Source organism: Chitinophaga eiseniae, from assembly GCF_900167135.1.
GTDB lineage: Bacteria > Bacteroidota > Bacteroidia > Chitinophagales > Chitinophagaceae > Chitinophaga > Chitinophaga eiseniae.
The window spans coordinates 1,396,039-1,414,271 of record NZ_FUWZ01000001.1; the positions used below are offsets into that span (position 1 = coordinate 1,396,039).

Consider the following 18,233-nt stretch of genomic DNA (forward strand, 5'->3'; position numbering starts at 1 on the left):
CGCTTGTTGCAGCAACAAGAGTGCGGCTGCCTATCTATTTCTAATTTCTAACCCTGAAAAATTATATGTTCTGATCGCGTAATAGTTGCAGGTGGCTGGGGATATCTTCTTCTGAATCGCAGATCAATTTCACCCTATACAATGCTTTCGCGTCTTCCGTCGGAGCTTTGATAGGTTTTCCCGTTCGTATATCGCATGTCCAAAGTATTCCGTTGGACCTTCTGCCGGCAAAAAATAGCTTTCCTCCGTTATTATATCCCAGCATAAAAATGTCCGAGGTAACCTCCATGAAACTGCTGATCGGTATTTCTTCCAGGAAAGCATAGTTTCCCTCCATCATGAACGGAGGCACCTTATCACTGTTGATCTTCATGAAGTGTGTACATCGCTGTATCAATTTTTTTCTTCTTGTAGGCATATAAATAAGTTTGGGTTAATAATTGTCTTACCTGGTAAGCATTCCAGAGCCAAAACCTATGCAATCGTGACTTTGGGAAGAGTTTGTCAACATCTTAAAATATTTATTTGCTTCCCTCTTGGTGCCGGGCATCGGCGTGAGAGGTCTGATTATGATCTTATTATTTTGAACGTGGACCTCCACTTTTTCATCTGCGAAGAACCCCGCATCTTCTAACCACTTACCAGATAGTTCAATGCGCGGAACAAATATGGTTACTGACTTTGCCCTTCCTGATCGGTAGGCCCCAATACTATATTCTCTCACTTCCTTTTTCATATAGAGTAATTAAGTTTTGTTAAAAAATGTTTGTGTATTTCCTTTGGACTTTTTAATCTGTAGGCTGTTTCGCTTTATTATAATAGTGATGTTATCGCCTATCCGAAAACCCGCTTTTGCCAGCCAATGACCCGAGAGGTTAATCCAGGGGACCGTTATGTAACTGTCGATACGCGGAACTGATTTGTAGTGTAGCTTTGCCTTACGTATATTATGCGTGCTCATACTAATCATTTATTATATCAGTCTTATAGGCACTATGAGATAATTTCCCATGTTGCAGGATGATATTGGTAAAGGTTCCCTTTATCTTGCATTCCAGATCAGATACTTTGTCAAACAGCGTTTTGATGTCTTCTTCGGATACGATATAGTCGTTGCAGATGTTGTATCGTCCTTTTACGTAAGACAGGTTCAGTATCTGTAGTAGCCGCAGGTCATTTTCATCATCCTCCTGAAATACCCCGCCTATCTCTTCCGTGAGAAAAAGCGTTGCTTTTAAAAAAGTGTTTAACCTATGGGTATGGGGAGCAAAGCCCATTACAGAAATCAGTAATGCTCTTAATGAATGTTCGGCGACCTGGTGTAAGGAAAATGCCGCCAGTTTTGTATTGCCACATTTACGGTAGTAATCGGCGCCGGAAAGGAAGCCCGGTACAACCGCATATATTCTATCAAATTTATCCACTGCCGTTTTCTTAACATGGTCGACGCCGGTAGGCTCTGGCTTCGGTAATGCTGTGTGCTGAGCGTCGTACTTTATCCGCTCAGTATGGCAAACACGTTCATAGAATAGATGTCCCGTTTTCAAGGCGTTACATACCTCTGTTGCGGGACGTATTAATATATTAACCGGAAATTCCGGTAGGAAGTAACTCTGAATTGATCTTGCGACTTCAGTATGCGGATTTGTGTTATTATGAGTAAGGTATAAAAGGCTGGCGGCATAATCCGACCGATGATGGTGCTTTATCATGAATATTTTATCAATGCCAGGGATGCTGCGTCCTGAATCTATAATGCTCTCATAAATTGGATTATTCTCAAACTCTTTTTCTTCTTCCTCACATGCGATGTTTTCTACACCATCCTTTTTTTCTTCTCCCGGTGGAGAACAGAATAATTTCTTTTCCGACCATAGCGAATGTATCAGGTAGCACGCCTCAATCAGCCTTTCCAGAAGCTCATAAAAGTAGATAATGTTGCTGCGCTCCTTCCGGTTGAGATCTTTTGGGTAGCTTCCTGTTACTGTCGATTTAAGCAATTCCCAGAGGCTATCCCTGTTACCGTAGAGGTAATCGTGTTCAAAGAAATCTTCCAGTACTAAGAATGGATTTTCAATCTCTGGTTCCGTCAACTTATAAGGTTTGTTGAGCCATGTGGGTAATTTTTCTGACCTGTCTAACATAAAAAAGGGTTTTGGGTGATAAATGAGATGCTGGAAGGAAAGAATTGACGGGACTATTTTATTACTCAATCTTACACGTCTGTATGAAGAGATGAATAATTTTTTCCTTTCCTCCACTCCTCAGCTTCATCATGCAGCAGGTCCAGGACAGTTGATAAATACATGCAGAATGCCAATAACCTGATCTTCGCGTTTTCCGGTAGTGGGTTTATTGATGTGGTTTGGGAGAGCGCACAGAGGTCGTCTACCATCATTTTACATTCTGCCTTTGGGAAGATATGGAATAGCGTGTAGAACATATTCCAGGCAAGTCTTTGTTGTTCTTCTTTTTGTTTTCTTTTAAATACTTCGAGTATAATAAATAGTTGTTCATAAGGTTTCATGACCAGTTATTAATAGTAAGGTGCAACAAACATCGTCTGCGCCCGGAGGCGAGCAGAAAAATGAGAATTAAGAAATGCCGGAAAGAATTATGGGGACCTTAACGTAAGCGTGTATACTGTGTTGTGATTCTAAAAATAGCAAAATGATTTTTACGAACAAAAAAAATACATGATTATTTCTGAGCAGGGTAAATCAGAATTTTACAGGTGCCCCGTCCATCTTCAATTATTTTTTTTTAAACGGATTAGTTCTGAAATTATATGTATTGATAGGCAGTACGTTGTCATCCCTACTACTAGGTGTGTAAGGTTTTTTCCGGTTCATTACAGCACATATTTGCAATGTGAACATTCATAGTACCAGAGGCAGACGGGAAATGTGTTGAGTGATGTGTACTTGAAGACATGGGCTGCGTGATGGTGATGAAGTGTGGTTTGAAAATTTACAGCCTATGTTAAGTTCATTCTCATGGGCGAGCTACCTGATGGTGGCCGCCCTTATTATTGGAATTTACTACTGCGTAGTCATTGCCCGTTACTTCAGGCGGGATATTAAGAGACTTTCCCGGCAGAAGACACCGCCGGAGGAACAGGATGATGATACCTATAACCCCCAGCTTTCATTGTTTGACAATACAGAAGTGCAGCCTGACATTGACGCTGATCTGTTTACAGATGCGCTGGGATTATCTGCCCGGATAAGGGAGGTATTGAGTAAAGCCGCCCGTGAGAATTATAGCAAGGCAGGGTTGATATTAATCCTGAAGAAGTTGGTTGCTGAGTATCCTTCACTGAAAGGAACTGCTTTTCAGAGGGCTGTCAACAATGTGGTTATTGTGGAATGTAGAAATATGGGAGCCGCCGGCCTGAATGAAGATGAGGTGGATTTGTTGTGGTAACAGAGGTCGGGTGGCTCTCAACTTCTTTATGTGGATACCGTGATATGTATTGACTTCAAAAATGTGATGTATGAAGGTGAGGTGGTTGAATTTGAAGCAGCACAAGGCTGCCTTGTTTTTAGCTGGTACGACAGTGTTGCTGTCATTGATTAATGTGGCTGTTATGGCGCAGGGAAAAGCTGATGGTAAGGCCGGTATCAAAGAGGCCAGCGATAAGGTGCGGGGCTACTTTGATACAGGTACAGATCTGATGTACGCTGTGGGCGCCGTTGTTGGACTGATCGGGGCGGTTAAGGTTTATCAGAAATGGTCGAGTGGCGATCCCGATACTTCCCGCGTTGCCGCTGCCTGGTTCGGTAGCTGTGTTTTTTTGGTGGTGGTTGCCACCGTGTTGAAGTCCTTCTTCGGAATTGCGTAGCAGGTTATGGTGGGGTAATAATATATGGCGTATGGCGAACAGTGTATATACCATTAATAAAGGAATAAATGTAAGTATTGAGTTCAAAGGGCTAAAAGCCCAGTATATATGGTATTTAGCAGGGGGATTACTTGGTATTATGATACTGTTTGCCATCCTGTATATTATGGAGGTGAACGCCTATGTATGTGTTGCTATTGCTCTCGGTATGGGAACCGGACTGGTTGTATGGGTATACCGGTTAAGTAATACCTACGGTGAGCATGGTCTGAGTAAGAAATGGGCCCGGCGGCAAATTCCATCCTGTATAAGAACCAGGAACGGCCGGGGATTATTTATTGGCAATTTAAGTGGTGGTTATGGAAAAAGTGCTGGAGGAAATGTTGCCAATTATGGCGGTAGAACATGATTGCATACTGGCGAAGAACGGCGATGTTACGGTGGCGTTCCAGGTGCAACTGCCGGAGGTGTTTACGTTATCTGCCGGGGAGTATGAGGCGCTGCATCAGACCTTTATTAAGGCGATTAAAGCGCTGCCTAAATATTCTGTATTTCATAAGCAGGATTGGTTTGTTAACAGGAGGTATAAAGGCGATTTTGAGAAAGACGGTGATTCCTTCCTTTCGCGGAGCAGTAGCCGTTTCTTCAATGAACGTCCTTTCCTGGACCATACCTGTTATATAATGTTGACAAAGAAGCTGGAAAGCCGTAAGCCCTCCACCTCATTGTTTTCTTCCCTGTGCAGGAGGTCAATTGTTCCCGGGGAGCTGCTACAGGGAAATGCCCTCCGGGACTTCATGGACGCGGCCGGGCAGTTCAAGAGCATACTGGAAGGCAGCGGGTTCATAAAGGTGACGCGCCTGTCTGATACCGACCTGATAAGTGAAAAAAAGCGGGCGGGCTTACTGGAAAGATATTGTAGCCTTTCACCGGACCAGGACAAACCGCTTTCCAAAGATATTTTCTTTGGAGAAGACATCCGGGTAGGAGATGATTACCTACAGATATATACCTTGTCGGATGTAGCGAGCCTTCCGGGACTATGTGGTAGCAGGATAAATTACGATAAGTATTCCAGTGACAGATGTAAGTACAGTGTTGGGTTTGCCGCCGCATTAGGCCAGCTGCTTAGTTGTAATCATCTCTACAATCAGTATATCTTCGTCGGTGATGCTTCCCTGAAAATACAGCAGCTGGAAAAAAAGCGGTTGCGTCTCCAATCCCTTTCCGCGTATAGCAGGCAGAATGCCGTTGCTCGCGATGCCGTTAATGACTTCCTGCAAGAGGCGATAGGCCAGCAAAGGCTACCCGTGCAGGCGCACTTCAATGTCTGCGTCTGGTCCAGCGATAAAGACGAGCTGAAAGAACTGAAGAACCAGGTGGCCACAGCACTATCCCAGATGGATGCTTCAACGAAGCAGGAGACAGTCGGTGCGCCGCAGATCTATTGGGCTGGTATTCCCGGGAATGAAGGGGATTTCCCGATGAATGACACCTTCGATAGCTTTTGTGAACAGGCTTGTTGTTTCCTGAACCTTGAAACCAGCTATCGAAGCAGCACCAGCCCGTTTGGTATCCGGCTCGGTGATCGGCAGACAGGACGCCCCCTGCATGTAGATTTATCCGATGAGCCCATGAAACAGGGCATAACCACCAACCGCAATAAGATTGTGATCGGCGGTAGCGGCTCCGGGAAGAGCATGTTTATGTGTTCGCTGCTCCGGAGCTATTGTGAACAAGGTGCCCATTGCGTTGTGCTGGATGTCGGTGGAAGTTATGCCGGTTTATGTAAACTGCTGAACGGATATTACTTCAGCTATACGGAGCAGGACCCTATCCGCTTTAATCCCTTCTATATATCTGAAAATGATACGCTCGATATAGAAAAACGGGAAAGTATTAAAACCCTATTGCTCGCTTTGTGGAAGCGGGAGAGCGAAACGTTTAATAGGTCGGAGTATGTGGCGCTTTCAAACGCGCTCCAGTTATATTACGAAAAGCTGGAGAAGGACAAATCTATATTCCCCTGTTTCGATTCCTTCTATGAATTTTTACAGGAGGATTATGTTTCCGTTCTAGAAAAGGAGCGGGTGCAGCAAAAAGATTTTGATATTAACAATCTCCTGTATGTCCTGAAGCCATATTACAAAGGTGGCGAGTTCTCCTATCTTTTAAACGCCCGGGAGAACCTTAATTTATTGGATGAAAGGTTTGTTGTCGTAGAACTGGACAATATTAAAGACCATCCCATCCTCTTCAGTGCCGTTACCCTTTTGGTTGCTGAAATGTTCATCTCCAAAATGAGAAAGCTAAAGGGCGTAAGAAAGGTAATTACCATAGAGGAAGCCTGGAAAGCCATTATGCGTAGCGGCATGGCAGAGTTTATGAAGTATCTCTACAAAACCGTGCGTAAGTTCTTTGGAGAGGCCATTACCGTTACACAGGAGTTATCAGACCTTATCAGCTCCCCTGTCGTGAAAGAAGCGATCATATCCAACGCAGACTGCAAAATACTGTTGGATATGAGGAAGTTCCAGAATAAGTTCGATGATATTCAGGCACTTCTTGGTCTATCCGATAAGGGTAAGGAGATGGTATTATCTGTTAACCGGTCCAATGAACCTGGACGCCGCTACCGAGAAGTGTTCATTGACCTGGGAGGGCAGGTAATGAAGGTATACCGGTATGAACCTTCACCGGAGGAGTATTACGCCTTTTCGACGGAAGAATCCGAAAAGGTAAAGGTGATGGCCTATGCAGAGCGATATGGTGGCGATATCAAACGGGGGATTGCTGCGCTGGTGCAGGATTTACATTATCAGCAAAATTGAGGTGTATGAAATGGGTAAGTAAGGTGATGCTGTGCATTGTATTGTGCTGTGGATTGGTGATGCTTCCTACGAAGAAGAGCCATGCCATTATCTGGACTGTTATTAAAGCTGCTGCAAAAAAAGTAATCAAAGCGCTTGATCTGCAAGTGCAGCGTATGCAAAACAAGACCATCATTTTGCAGAATGCGCAGAAGACTATCGAAAACACTCTGTCAAAATTGAAGTTGCAGGAAATTGCCGGGTGGACGGAGAAGCAGCGAGAACTGTATGCCGGGTATTTCGATGAATTGTGGAAGGTAAAGAATGCTATCTCCACCTATAAGAGAATAAAGGAGATAGTTCAGCAACAGGTTGTTCTGGTAGATGAATATAAACGGGCATACAACCTGCTCCGGAATGATGCTCATTTCACACCTGATGAAATTGATTATATGTACCGTGTTTATTCCGGTATTCTATCTGAAAGTATAAAGAATATAGATCAGCTTTTTTTAGTGATAAACTCTTTCTCCACACAAATGTCTGACGGGAAAAGGTTGGAGATCATTTCAGCGGCAGCGAATGGTATTTCTGAAAATATGACGGCGTTGCAGCGGTTCACTGACTATAACATCGGCATCAGTATCCAGCGGGCAAAGGGAATGAAGGAGATTGAAATGATAAGGCAGATTTATGGAATAACCGGAAAGTGATTGGTGATATGAAAATTGAGCGGTATGAAGGTGGTGTTGTTAATATGTGTGGCAGTAGTCTTTTCCTTTCCGTCAAAGGCGCAGACATTCGACGAATGGTTCCGACAAAAGAAAACTCAGCGGGAATACCTGGCAAAGCAGATAGCGTTATTGCAGCAGTATATTGGTTATGTCAAAAAGGGCTATGGCATTGCTAATAAAGGGTTAACTACAATCTCGCAGATAAAGAACGGCGATCTTAAAATACACGAGGTTTTCTTTGCCTCCTTGAAGCGGGTTAACCCGTCTGTGAAACGGTACCCTAAAGTAGCGGATATATTTTCGTCTCTTATGGGAATTAGTACAGCCTGTGGCGCTGCTGAACGGGGACTTGCTGCCAATGATCTCCTTGATCAGAATATCAGGGAATATATTCATCAGGTATTTTCCAGTATTAGGGCTTACAATAGAGAGTCCCTGGCTGATCTGCTTATGGTCACTGAAAATGACCGCCTGCAGTTGTCGGATGATCAACGGCTTTCCAGGATAGATACTATATATAAGGAAGTGAAGGAGAGAGAAGCCTTTTGCTCTGTTTTCATAGATCAGGTTGATTTGCTTGTGAGGCAGAGAAGGTTTGAGACTGCCGATATCACGATGCAGAAGGTTTTGTATGGGTTAAAATGATTGGGTATGAAGTTGTGGATATGTGTTGTGGCTGTTGTTTTCTCATCCCAGCTTTTCCTGTGTGTTCCGGCTAGGGCTCAGGCAGACGAGCTTGCGCAGTTGGCATTGAACATCCAGAAGTTGAGCCAGTTGAAAAAGATACTACAGAATATGTACGATGGGTACAGGATTATCAGTAAGGGGTATAATACAGTGAAAGACCTTTCCCAGGGTAATTTCAACCTTCACTATGTTTTCCTGAATGGTTTATATGCTGTTAATCCTGCGATAAAGAAATATAAACGTATCCCGGATATCATTAACCGACAGGCAGCCATCGTAAAGGAGTATAAAACGGCTTTCAATACCTTCCGGGCTTCCGGGTTGTTTAGCGTCGAGGAACTAGAGTACATGACCGCCGTATATGGCAGGTTAACTTCTGAAAGCCTGAAGAGCCTGGAAGAGCTGCTGATGATTATTACAGCGAGTAAGCTAAGGATGTCGGATGATGAGCGTTTGGAAGGGATTGATAGGATTTATGCAAACATGGAGGATGCCTGGTTGTTTATCCGGCATTTCGATGACAGGGCTACGGTGCTTGGATTACAGCGGGCCAAAGAGAATAATGATGTGGAGATGGTAAAGGTGTTGTATGGTATCAGGGAACTAAAGTGATTGATATGAAGTGTGGTTGGAGATTATTTATGTATGTAAGCTGTGGGGTTTTATTACCTGGCATCAGCAACGCCCAAAGCGTGGCGGATAGCATCGGGGGATTACATGGCGTGCTGGATAAGCTGTACGATGACATGATTCCTCTTTGTGGTGATATGATAGACCTGGGCAGGGCAATTGCTGCTTTTGCAGCTATCTGGTTTATCTCATCCCGTGTCTGGAAAAATATAGCGAACGCGGAGCCGGTTGATTTGTACCCGCTCTTACGTCCGTTTGTTATTGCACTGGCAATAGGAATGTTTCCCCAGGTTCTGGATGTAATCAACGGAGTGATGAAACCGACAGTAGAGGCTACTGCTGGTATTGTTAAAGATTCGGATACAGCTATTGCGGTTTTGCTGAAGAGAAAGGAAGATGCCATAAAGGATTCAAAATTCTATAGAATGTATGTCGGTGTTGACGGGCGTGGAAACAAGGATGAATGGTATAAGTATTACCATCCGAAAGACAGCTCGCGTACCAACGAGGGTATTTTTGAGCGGTTGGGGAACGATATTAAATTCAGCATAGAGCAAACGGCATACGGCATCCGCAATTCAGTAAAGCAGTTCTTGTCGGAGGTTTTGCAGGTGCTATTTCAGGCGGCTTCGCTGTGTATAAATACGGTACGAACATTTTATTTAATAGTCTTAGCCATAATGGGGCCGCTTGTTTTCGGTATGTCTATTTTCGACGGTTTTCAGCAATCGCTGATAAGCTGGCTAGGGAGATATATTAACTATTTTTTGTGGCTGCCTATCGCCAATATTTTCGGCGCTATCATCAATAAGATTCAGGTCAATATGCTGAAAATAGACATCGAACAGATCTCGAAATATGGCGATACTTCATTTGGTGCCAACGATACGGCATACCTCATCTTCCTTGTTATGGGTATTGTAGGTTACTTTACCGTACCCAGTATTGCCGGGTATGTTATTCACGTGGCAGGCAGTAACCCACTTTTACAGAAAATAACCGGCATGACTACTTCGGTAGCTACAGGCGGTGCGGGGATGGCTGCATCCCGCCTGGGACAGGGGATTTCCAATGCCTATAATGCCCCGAAAAACTTTAACGAAGGTTACAGCGGTAAGGACGGTGGTTCCGGCGTTATGGCAGATATTGGCCGTGTGGCCGGAAAGGGTGGGGCATATATGTATGATGAATTGGCTGGTAAATAAATAGTAGGGTATGTTTAGGCAGTTGAAGAATATTGACAGTGCATTCAGGTACATCCGGGGTTTTACTATTGCTGTTATCGTGGGAAATACCCTGTTATCATGCTTTTTCTATTATCAAAGTTATCAGTTAGCAGGGAAGGTCCAGGGAAAGATTTATGTATTATATGGTGATAAGGTCATTGAAGCCTTTGCTGATGACAGGAAAAACTATCTGCCCGTAGAGGCCCGGGCTCATGTCAAAGACTTCCACCGGCTTTTCTTTACGCTGGACCCTGATGATAAATTGATACAATCCAATATTTCAAAAGCCATGTATCTGGCGGATGCCTCTGCGCGGGAAAAGTACCAAAGCCTGAAAGAGGGCGGATTTTATACCGGCGTGATTTCAGGCAATGTTAGCCAGCGTATTGAAGTGGATAGCGTGAATGTAGATTTTGGCAAAAAGCCCTACTATTTCCGATGTTATGCTACGCTACAAATTCGCCGGCCAACAAGTATCACTACGAGAAGTCTTATTACAGAGGGTTATTTGCAGGATGCGAAGAGTACAGATAACAATCCTCATGGCTTTCTGATACTTCACTGGACAACTATCCGTAATGAGGACCTGAACGTTGTAAACAGATAATGTATGCTGTGGTGGAAGATGTTTATGAGGAAGAGGAACAGCCCTGTGAATAACAACCAGTCTTATTTATGGCTGGACAGATGGGCTGCACGCTGGAACAGAGCTGTGCTGGCATCCTGTAGTAGGCTACAGAAGAAAATAACCAGGGTGCCCCTGCTGTATCAGAAAATGATACTTACCTGCTTTTTCCTTTCTGGGCTTGCGGTATGTATCTATATTGGATTCAGCGGCATGGGAGCAAGGCGGGGGGCTTTATTTAAAATCGATGCCATCCGCCACCCGGCCTACGTTTTGCCAGTGCGGGCCGGCGCCGGACCTGTTCAGCGTGCGGAAAGTCCCGCCAGCAATGCCGGCATTAAGGAATTGAGAAAGTACCTGGATAGTCTGTCTTCAACTGCGGAAGGAAAACTTCTGCTGGACAGTCTCCGGAAAAGCCGGCCAAGTTTGTATGATAGCTTGATATATACCGACAGATATTTTCAGTTGCAGTAATTGTGTTGTTTGATTTTTAAAATGTGTGTTATGGATAACCTGCAGCAATCCTCCTCAGAGGAGCTTTTAAGGAAGCGGAAGTTTGCAATAATACTCCCCCTCATCGTATTCCCGTTTGCAACCTTAATATTCTGGCTTTTAGGTGGTGGCAGCGGTACCGCTGCGCCGGCCAGCCACAAGGTAGATGCGTTTAATTATGAACTGCCCGCGCCCATTCTGCCGGATGAATCAAAAATGAACAAGCTGGATTATTATGAAAAAGCCGCCAGGGATTCTGCGAAATGGCAGGACATCGCCCGGCATGACCCTAATTACAATAAAACCACTCGTGTGGATAACGATGATATTGATTTCCGCAGCTTTGTTGAAGCAGAGAAAGCCAGGGCGGATGAAAAAGGCGGCGTTGTGGAATCACCATTCTCACCGGGTAATGAGCCGGACGAGAATGTGCGGCGGGTAAACCGGAAACTGGCAGAAATAAATCGTGAGCTGGACAAATCTACCGCCTCCATGCCTGCTGTGAAGGAGGGTGGGCCTGATAAGAATAGTAGTGTAGGCGTTGATACTACTGACATTAGGCCTGACGTGGCCCAGCTGGAGAAGATAATGGAGGCTATGCAGGATAAGGCGCCGGAAGACCCTGAAATGACAAAGATCGACGGAATGCTGGAAAAGATTTTGGATATCCAGTACCCGTCCCGTGTCCGGGAAAAGATGCGGAAGCTCTCTTCTGAACATCAGGAGCAGGTATATCCGGTATCATCTTTCAATAACGATGCGTTGGATGTGTCTACGCTGCAGCCGACGCAGCGTTCCCGGGTGCATATCGGGGATACGGTATTTTCTGTTCATCAGGCGGCAAACGGTTTCTATTCATTGGACGATGCTATGACCGATATTGAAGAAGAAAATGCTGTGGAAGCAGTAGTGCCGGAAACACAGACGTTGGTTACCGGTGCTACATTGAAGCTTCGCCTTACCCGGGATGTTTATATTGCCGGCCGGCTGGTGCCGAAGGATACCTATGTATATGGAGCTGTATCGATCAGCGGTGAGCGCTTGCAGGTGGATATACGTTCTATCCGGTATTCCAATTCTATTTTGCCCATCGCTATTTCCGCATATGACCTGGATGGTATGGCAGGGATATACGTTCCAGGCGCAATTGCGCGGGATGTTTCCAAAAATTCGGCGGACCAGGCTATACAGGGCCTCGGTATCATGTCAATGGACCCTTCTCTTGGTGCCCAGGCGGCGAGTGCCGGTATTGAAACGGCCAAGACCCTGTTAAGCAGGAAGGTTAAGTTGATCAAAGTAACGGTAAAGGCAGGCTATCAGGTGTTGTTGAAAAACAGCCAGAGCTGACCGGTTATTTTATAAATCTAAATTCCTAAGTGATGTTGAAATGTGCTGTTTGGGTGGCAGGTCTATCCTGCCTGGTAGGAACTATACCTGCATTAGGGCAGGAGTATAAGGAGATAGTTCCTTTGAACATGGAAGTGTCGTATAACAAGACCTCCAATCTTATTTTTCCGTATGCTATCAGCAGTGTTGACAGGGGAAGTCGTGATCTTCTTGTGCAAAAGGCAAAGGGGGTAAAGAATATCCTCCAGTTGAAAGCGGGGAAGGAGAATTTTCCGGAAACAAATCTGAGTATTGTTACTGACGACGGGAAGTTCTATTCTTTTATGGTGAGATATGACAGTATGCCCCGTGTGCTGAATTTACGTTTGGGACAGGGACCAGCAGAACTATATGGCGGTCCTGTACTGCTGAAAAGTGATTCCCTAAGCGCTGCTGAATTACAGCGTACTGCTGAGTTAACCAGGATAAGTAAGCAGCATCGCCTTAAACTATCAGACGCAGCTTATAATGTTCGGCTTCGGCTTAGTACCATCTTTATTAAGAATGATGTTTTCTACTTTCAGGTGTCCATAAAAAACAGTTCTTCGATAAATTATTATTTCGACGAGGTGAAGTTCTTCATCAGAGATAGAAAAGTTGCACGGAGGACGGCTTTTCAAGAAAAGATCATCCAGCCAAAATATGTTCTAGGCCCAGATCAGGTCATTCCTGCTCGCACCGAAACGGTCCTGGTATTTGCCCTGCCAAAGTTTACGATTCCCGATAAAAAGCACCTGTATCTGTATGTAACAGAGAAGGATGGTGGCCGGCATCTGAAAATTCGGATTAAAAACCGCCACCTGGTAAGTGCTGTTCCCATCTGATTAGATAAAAATCAAATTTTATGGCTAAAGAAACTTTCAACCGTGACGGAAATAGAAACGACCGGGTTTGGTTTGTACCATCAGAGCTGATTGATGAATACTGGATAGTCCGACACAGTCATCCTGGCCACCAGGTTTATGAAATCGGACATGAACTACAGGTCCTGGACAAAAAGGCGGATTTTATCGACGCGTATAAATCTTTCCTAGAAGTTGCAGTGAAGGAACCTCTGGAACGAAAAGAGTATGTGGATTTTAACCTGGTAGGCACATATAAAGGACAGCGTGTACAGTTCAGCATGGAAGGTACTCCGGAGGGAGAAACTGGTCTTCATGTTGCCTCGGCTTATGCAAGTGGTACCACGTTAAAAGATCGGCATTGGGATTTTGAACAGTATCATAACCCATCCGACCCTATTATGCTTGACCTGCCCGCCGGCTATTATTCTGCTGAACTGAAGTTTGCCGGACCCGCTGCTAAAATAGACCAGGAGATTTATGATGCGATGAACAATGCTTTTGTTAACGGAAATGCCTGGATGGCTTTCAATACGGTTTCTTTTCATAAAAACATCAGCGACTTTGATTTTTTCTCTTGCGAAAGAGAAGCTGAGCATCATATTTTTTCTATGGGGCGGGATTTAGATGAATACCGTGTGGTAGAGCTAAAATCTGTTGATGCCGCTGTGCGAGGAATAATTTATGGGGTTGATGAATATCGTTGGTATAACACAATCAACCCAGATTTTTTACGACGTGAAAATGGTATTGAGATGAATGAGAAGGTATATGAATATCATAAAAAGCAGTTAAGGAGCCGGGGTGTTGGTGATGCTCTGGACGATGCCCTGAAGATAATGCTGGAAAAGGGAGAAAAGCAGTCCAGCTTATATCATACTACAAAGTTCGGTGAAGACCTTTCGGTTACCACATTTAAGTATAACAAATCAAACCGCCCGGACAGTGATCTTGTATTCCTGAATGAAATGGAATTATTAGTAAAACCCAAAGTGGGAGAAATACAAAAGCAATCATTTGATATTACCGGCAATTCTGACGTGATCACCATTAAGAATGCCTACAACGCCATGCAAAAGCGGTCTTTTCTTATCAACAAAGACGAGAAGGAATGGGCCTTTCTTGATTTTAAACAGATAGACAAAGACGGTAACCATCCCCTGGTAAGGGTGAAGGGAGTTGATGCGGAAGCTGTATTAAGAAGGTATCCCGGAATAAAAGAGATGTCCACGCCAGAAGAAAGCCAGCGGTTGGTTAGTTCGCTTGAAAGAGGTAACCGGCAGATGGTCCATGTTGGAGAAAACCGCTTTTTTGTTGAAGCGCTTCCTCTTCATGATACTTTGCGTGTTTATAAGGAGAATCTTCAGCAGACAACTGTGGAGGCGCTGAAGCCTGCTGCTCAGCAGAAGCAGTCTGATAGCCAAGCTACTGGCCAAAATGTTACGAAGGAGGGAAACGCCCAAAAAAACGATCAGCATAGAGGGCAGTCTATCTCCTGAATTTAGTACGCTTTGTGAATTTTTGAATTGGTGTGTTATGGAGAAAGCGCGTGAGAGATTAACAGCAGTTATGGATTCCGTTAAAAATGACGGTAGGGTAGGAGCTACTCACCTCAGTTTGTACCTGGCATTGTTCCAGGTATGGAATCAGACAGATTTTGAAGAACCGATATCAATAAACCGTCCGGAGGTGTTGGAGATGGCGAAGATCAGCAGGTCTACCTACCACAGGTGTATGAATGACCTGAACGAGCTGGGATATGTTAAGTACATTCCATCCTATCATCCAATACTGGGTAGTATAGTGTATATGGCTGACTTCCAGGATTCATCAGGCCGGCCCCAAAATAAAATAGATTAATATACTGTAAGCCTGAAAAGGAAGCAGCCGGTAGGAGTACCACTGCCAGCGATAGGGCTTGCTGACGGGGATAAACCTCTGCCAAAGCCTGATACAGGCTTTGGCTATTCCTATTTGTTGCAAACTGACAAGAATTTAATATTTTTGCTGTCATCGGGATGTTTCTATTTCCTGCTTGATCAGCGGCCTGCTGGTCATTATTCCTTTTAATTCTTTCCTTGTGTTTGCAATTGCAGCTTCATTGTGTGATGTTGTAAATGGTGTGTTATGGATGAAATTGAAGATCAATTGCTGGATTTTATCGCGGAGTTAATTGTGGAAGTTATTTTAAAGGAATCCGAATGAATATAGAAGACATCGTTTTTGCCAACGCTTTCAGCGACCTGATTTCAAATGCTATTGGTTACATCCGTATAAGCATTAAGGACCAATCACTATACAGCCTCGAATATCAGGATAGAGGTATAAGGGACTATTGTACCCGCAATAACCTGAATCTTATCAGCGTGTTCAAGGATGAAGGTGAACATAGTGATACCTTTGATCGTCCGAACTGGCTTGCCCTGGAACAGTTTATAAAAAAGTACAAAGGCAAGGTGAAATACCTTATCATAATTGACTATGATAGGTTCAGCCGTGACCTTGCAGAGGCGCTGTTAAAAATAAAGGAACTGGAAAACCGCCTGGGCGTCAAAATTCTATCCACCCATGAACATATAGATACTGATACGCAGGACCCGCAGACGTTCATGAATCGTGCTTTTAAGCTGATGGTCGCAAACCATGAGTTAATAAATATCCGGAGACGTACCAAGAATGGTATCCGTACAGCATTGGAAGCAGGGCGTATGGTAAACCTGGCGCCGTTCGGCTACAAGAACGCCAGGGATGAACAGGGGAAAGCTATTATAGTTATCGACCCGGTTAAGAGCAAAATTGTAGGGAAAATTTTTACGGACTTTTTGTACGGTGTTTCTATAGCCAGCATCTTGAAGTCGGTTACCCGCCAGGGATTTAACCTGAAAAGCCAAAGCGCCGTTAGCCGTATTTTGTTGAATCCTGTCTACGCAGGTCTTTTAAAGGTACCGGCAGGCAATAATGAACCGGAAAAAATGGTACGGGCTATCCATACGCCTATCATTAGCGAGGCGGTCTACTGGCAGGTCAATGAACAGATAATAGGCAGAACCCGGGGGAGAGCGGTACCGCGTCCTGAAGTGCCTCTTCGCGGGATACTGCGGTGTACCTGCGGAGCTGCGTTGACTGCCGGCTTCAGTAAAGGCCGTAACAAATACTATCTATATTATCGGTGCGTACATGAGCCGTGGAAAAACTATAGGGGAGAGAAGCTGCACGAAATGGTGGACGAGCTTCTTCATAATTTGTCTTTTTCTGCCAGGCAGTTGCGGATAATTATTTCTAAGGTGAAGGAAAAGTTTGATGAACAGCTGAAGAACAGAGCCACCGTTATTAAGAATAAGGATAAGGCGCTGACTGAGGTAAATAAAAAGATCAACGATCTGGAAGAAAAGTTAATCAACGGTGTCATTGAAAATTCCACCTACAAAAAGTGGTTCAGCAAACTTTCTAGTGAACGGTCTTTGCTGCAAAGTGATATTACAAAGTTGAAGGGAGATATAAATCAGCGCTGGTCTAAGCTGGAAAAGGCTTTGCCGTATTTATGTGATATGAAAAATCTGTATCACAAGTTGGGTATAAACGCAAAACAGAAACTTTTAAAGATGTGGTTCAAACCTACTCTCATATATGACGGGGAGGTACTTAGAACCAACTTATTACACCCTAGTTTAATGGCTAACTACTTGAGTATAAAAGAAAAAAGGCTGCTCTTTGTTGAGCAGCCTTCTCTGAGTTTTGCCAAAAACTCCATAAGTACCCCAGATGGGAGTTGAACCCACACTCGCATTGCTGCGAACGGGATTTTAAGTCCCGCGTGTCTACCAATTCCACCACCAGGGTATCAAGGTGTAAAACCTGGAGCGGAAGACCGGGCTCGAACCGGCCACCCCGACCTTGGCAAGGTCGTGCTCTACCAAATGAGCTACTTCCGCAGGTTGTCTAATATAAGAACTTTTTCAACGTTTAGCACAGGGCTTTTTTCGTTGGGACTGCAAAGATAGCAATCTTTTTGAAGCTGCAAAATTTTTTTGGCGTTGAGCTAAAAGAATTTATGCATTCCATAAATTTTAACTGTAACTAGGGGTTCAGCTCATAGCTGTACTTTACCATGCCCAGCAGTTCTTTCCCTTTGCCATAGCAGCTTTCCTTTGAGGGCAGACCGTTACCCTGGTACTCGTATTCCCAGATGGTATAGGATGACGTTTGTGCGTTGACGGTAGTCATTTTCGTTACCTGTCCCTGGGCATTATATTCAAAGATATAGTCCGGCAGCATACGTTTCTTCGCAGGCTGATAGCGGTATACATCGGTCAGCTGCCCGTTTTTGTCATAGTTGTAAAAGATACGTTTGGCGGGAGCGCCTTTGCGCTGCTCCAGCTCTTCGGTCACATGACCGGCACTGTCTGTCTTGAAGGTGACCAGCGCGGAATCGGTGCTGATGCCCTTTTTCTGGACCATCTGTTGCAGCCGGCCGGCGCTGTCATAACGATAGCTGCGCGTCTCGTCAAACCGCATCTTGCTCTCCCGGGCAATGGAGCTGCTGCTGACAGACTGCAATCTGCCCTGTGCGTCGTACCGGTATAAAGTAGTGGTGATACTGCCGGCGGAGCTGTCTACAGTCTTCGTCAGCAACCCCTTGGAAGAAAAAGAGGAGGTAAGGGCCGAATAGCCGGTGGCGGTGGACTGTGTCTGCGATTTCATCTGGTGATAGGTGGGGCTCAGGCTGCGCTCACAGCGAAAATCCCGGTCTATCTCCATCGTGGCGGCATCCAGCGTCATCACCCGCTGCAGCTTCACCTTGTTCTCCTTCAGCAACGCCATGGTAGCCACAGTCTGCTGCGTATTATAGATGTCCTGAAAATAAAACTGTGTATACGCCTTGCTGCCCACGGCCAGCATTCCCAATACCAATAGGATCGTCTTCTTCATGTAGGTAATAATCGCTGATTTTTAATGG

21 protein-coding genes and 2 tRNA genes are annotated in these 18,233 nt (G+C 44.7%); 15 read left to right on the forward strand and 8 right to left on the reverse strand.

Going from position 1 to position 18,233, the window contains the following annotated elements; translation table 11 throughout:
• Positions 1-61: 61 nt before the first annotated feature.
• The 5 genes from B5D63_RS05860 to B5D63_RS05880 form a co-directional block, all read right to left on the reverse strand.
• Positions 62-418, reverse strand: a complete 357-nt coding sequence (locus B5D63_RS05860; RefSeq protein ID WP_143312778.1) for a hypothetical protein — start codon at positions 416-418, stop codon at positions 62-64.
• Between the two features lie 27 nt (positions 419-445).
• Positions 446-736 (reverse strand): SymE family type I addiction module toxin, encoded by a 291-nt coding sequence (locus B5D63_RS05865; RefSeq protein ID WP_078667791.1) that lies wholly within the window; start codon positions 734-736, stop codon positions 446-448.
• 9 nt (positions 737-745) lie between these two features.
• A complete protein-coding gene (locus B5D63_RS35700) occupies positions 746-970 on the reverse strand; it encodes a SymE family type I addiction module toxin (RefSeq protein ID WP_078667792.1) in 225 nt (74 codons plus the stop codon).
• Positions 963-2,144 (reverse strand): HEPN domain-containing protein, encoded by a 1,182-nt coding sequence (locus B5D63_RS05875; RefSeq protein WP_143312779.1) that lies wholly within the window; start codon positions 2,142-2,144, stop codon positions 963-965. The genes B5D63_RS35700 and B5D63_RS05875 overlap by 8 nt, the downstream gene beginning before the upstream one ends.
• 71 nt (positions 2,145-2,215) lie before the next feature.
• Positions 2,216-2,527: a hypothetical protein gene (locus B5D63_RS05880; protein WP_078667794.1), complete on the reverse strand. Its 312-nt coding sequence runs from the start codon at positions 2,525-2,527 to the stop codon at positions 2,216-2,218.
• A 452-nt stretch (positions 2,528-2,979) separates the two neighbouring features.
• Between B5D63_RS05880 and B5D63_RS05885 the strand changes: the two genes are divergently transcribed.
• The 15 genes from B5D63_RS05885 (at position 2,980) to B5D63_RS05955 (ending at position 17,049) form a co-directional block, all read left to right on the forward strand.
• Positions 2,980-3,426 carry a hypothetical protein gene (locus tag B5D63_RS05885; protein WP_078667795.1) on the forward strand — a complete coding sequence of 149 codons (447 nt, stop codon included), beginning with the start codon at positions 2,980-2,982 and terminating at the stop codon, positions 3,424-3,426.
• 70 nt (positions 3,427-3,496) lie between these two features.
• Positions 3,497-3,844: a DUF4134 domain-containing protein gene (locus B5D63_RS05890; RefSeq protein WP_078667796.1), complete on the forward strand. Its 348-nt coding sequence runs from the start codon at positions 3,497-3,499 to the stop codon at positions 3,842-3,844.
• Between the two features lie 31 nt (positions 3,845-3,875).
• Positions 3,876-4,253 carry a DUF4133 domain-containing protein gene (locus tag B5D63_RS05895; protein ID WP_078668559.1) on the forward strand — a complete coding sequence of 126 codons (378 nt, stop codon included), beginning with the start codon at positions 3,876-3,878 and terminating at the stop codon, positions 4,251-4,253.
• Positions 4,204-6,675 (forward strand): TraG family conjugative transposon ATPase, encoded by a 2,472-nt coding sequence (locus B5D63_RS05900; protein ID WP_078667797.1) that lies wholly within the window; start codon positions 4,204-4,206, stop codon positions 6,673-6,675. Before B5D63_RS05895 ends, B5D63_RS05900 begins: the two co-directional genes overlap by 50 nt.
• A 5-nt stretch (positions 6,676-6,680) precedes the next feature.
• Positions 6,681-7,367 (forward strand): conjugal transfer protein TraI, encoded by a 687-nt coding sequence (locus B5D63_RS05905; protein ID WP_078667798.1) that lies wholly within the window; start codon positions 6,681-6,683, stop codon positions 7,365-7,367.
• 24 nt (positions 7,368-7,391) lie between these two features.
• Positions 7,392-8,033, forward strand: coding sequence for a hypothetical protein (locus B5D63_RS05910; protein ID WP_078667799.1), 642 nt, complete (start codon positions 7,392-7,394; stop codon positions 8,031-8,033).
• A gap of 6 nt (positions 8,034-8,039) precedes the next feature.
• The gene (locus B5D63_RS05915; RefSeq protein WP_078667800.1) at positions 8,040-8,687 is read left to right on the forward strand and encodes a hypothetical protein; all 648 of its coding nucleotides are present in this window, start codon (positions 8,040-8,042) and stop codon (positions 8,685-8,687) included.
• Between the two features lie 5 nt (positions 8,688-8,692).
• The gene (traJ, locus tag B5D63_RS05920; protein WP_078667801.1) at positions 8,693-9,910 is read left to right on the forward strand and encodes a conjugative transposon protein TraJ; all 1,218 of its coding nucleotides are present in this window, start codon (positions 8,693-8,695) and stop codon (positions 9,908-9,910) included.
• A 10-nt stretch (positions 9,911-9,920) separates the two neighbouring features.
• Positions 9,921-10,538: a conjugative transposon protein TraK gene (gene traK, locus B5D63_RS05925; protein ID WP_078667802.1), complete on the forward strand. Its 618-nt coding sequence runs from the start codon at positions 9,921-9,923 to the stop codon at positions 10,536-10,538.
• Positions 10,539-10,685: 147 nt separating this feature from the next.
• Positions 10,686-11,030, forward strand: coding sequence for a hypothetical protein (locus B5D63_RS05930; RefSeq protein ID WP_235021468.1), 345 nt, complete (start codon positions 10,686-10,688; stop codon positions 11,028-11,030).
• Positions 11,031-11,060: 30 nt separating this feature from the next.
• A complete protein-coding gene (gene traM / locus B5D63_RS05935; RefSeq protein ID WP_159455906.1) occupies positions 11,061-12,395 on the forward strand; it encodes a conjugative transposon protein TraM in 1,335 nt (444 codons plus the stop codon).
• 32 nt (positions 12,396-12,427) lie between these two features.
• Positions 12,428-13,258 carry a conjugative transposon protein TraN gene (gene traN, locus B5D63_RS05940; RefSeq protein WP_078667805.1) on the forward strand — a complete coding sequence of 277 codons (831 nt, stop codon included), beginning with the start codon at positions 12,428-12,430 and terminating at the stop codon, positions 13,256-13,258.
• Between the two features lie 20 nt (positions 13,259-13,278).
• Positions 13,279-14,775: a hypothetical protein gene (locus tag B5D63_RS05945; RefSeq protein WP_078667806.1), complete on the forward strand. Its 1,497-nt coding sequence runs from the start codon at positions 13,279-13,281 to the stop codon at positions 14,773-14,775.
• 70 nt (positions 14,776-14,845) lie between these two features.
• Complete coding sequence (locus B5D63_RS05950; protein ID WP_078667807.1) at positions 14,846-15,136, forward strand: hypothetical protein; 291 nt, start codon at positions 14,846-14,848, stop codon at positions 15,134-15,136.
• Between the two features lie 341 nt (positions 15,137-15,477).
• Complete coding sequence (locus B5D63_RS05955) at positions 15,478-17,049, forward strand: recombinase family protein (RefSeq protein WP_078667808.1); 1,572 nt, start codon at positions 15,478-15,480, stop codon at positions 17,047-17,049.
• Here the strand turns inward: B5D63_RS05955 and B5D63_RS05960 are convergent.
• From B5D63_RS05960 to B5D63_RS05970, 3 genes are all read right to left on the reverse strand, one after another.
• Positions 17,031-17,116: transfer RNA gene (locus tag B5D63_RS05960), tRNA-Leu, on the reverse strand. The genes B5D63_RS05955 and B5D63_RS05960 overlap by 19 nt on opposite strands.
• A 16-nt stretch (positions 17,117-17,132) precedes the next feature.
• Positions 17,133-17,208: transfer RNA gene (locus B5D63_RS05965), tRNA-Gly, on the reverse strand.
• 145 nt (positions 17,209-17,353) lie between these two features.
• Complete coding sequence (locus B5D63_RS05970) at positions 17,354-18,205, reverse strand: RHS repeat domain-containing protein (RefSeq protein ID WP_078667809.1); 852 nt, start codon at positions 18,203-18,205, stop codon at positions 17,354-17,356.
• Positions 18,206-18,233 lie beyond the last annotated feature (28 nt).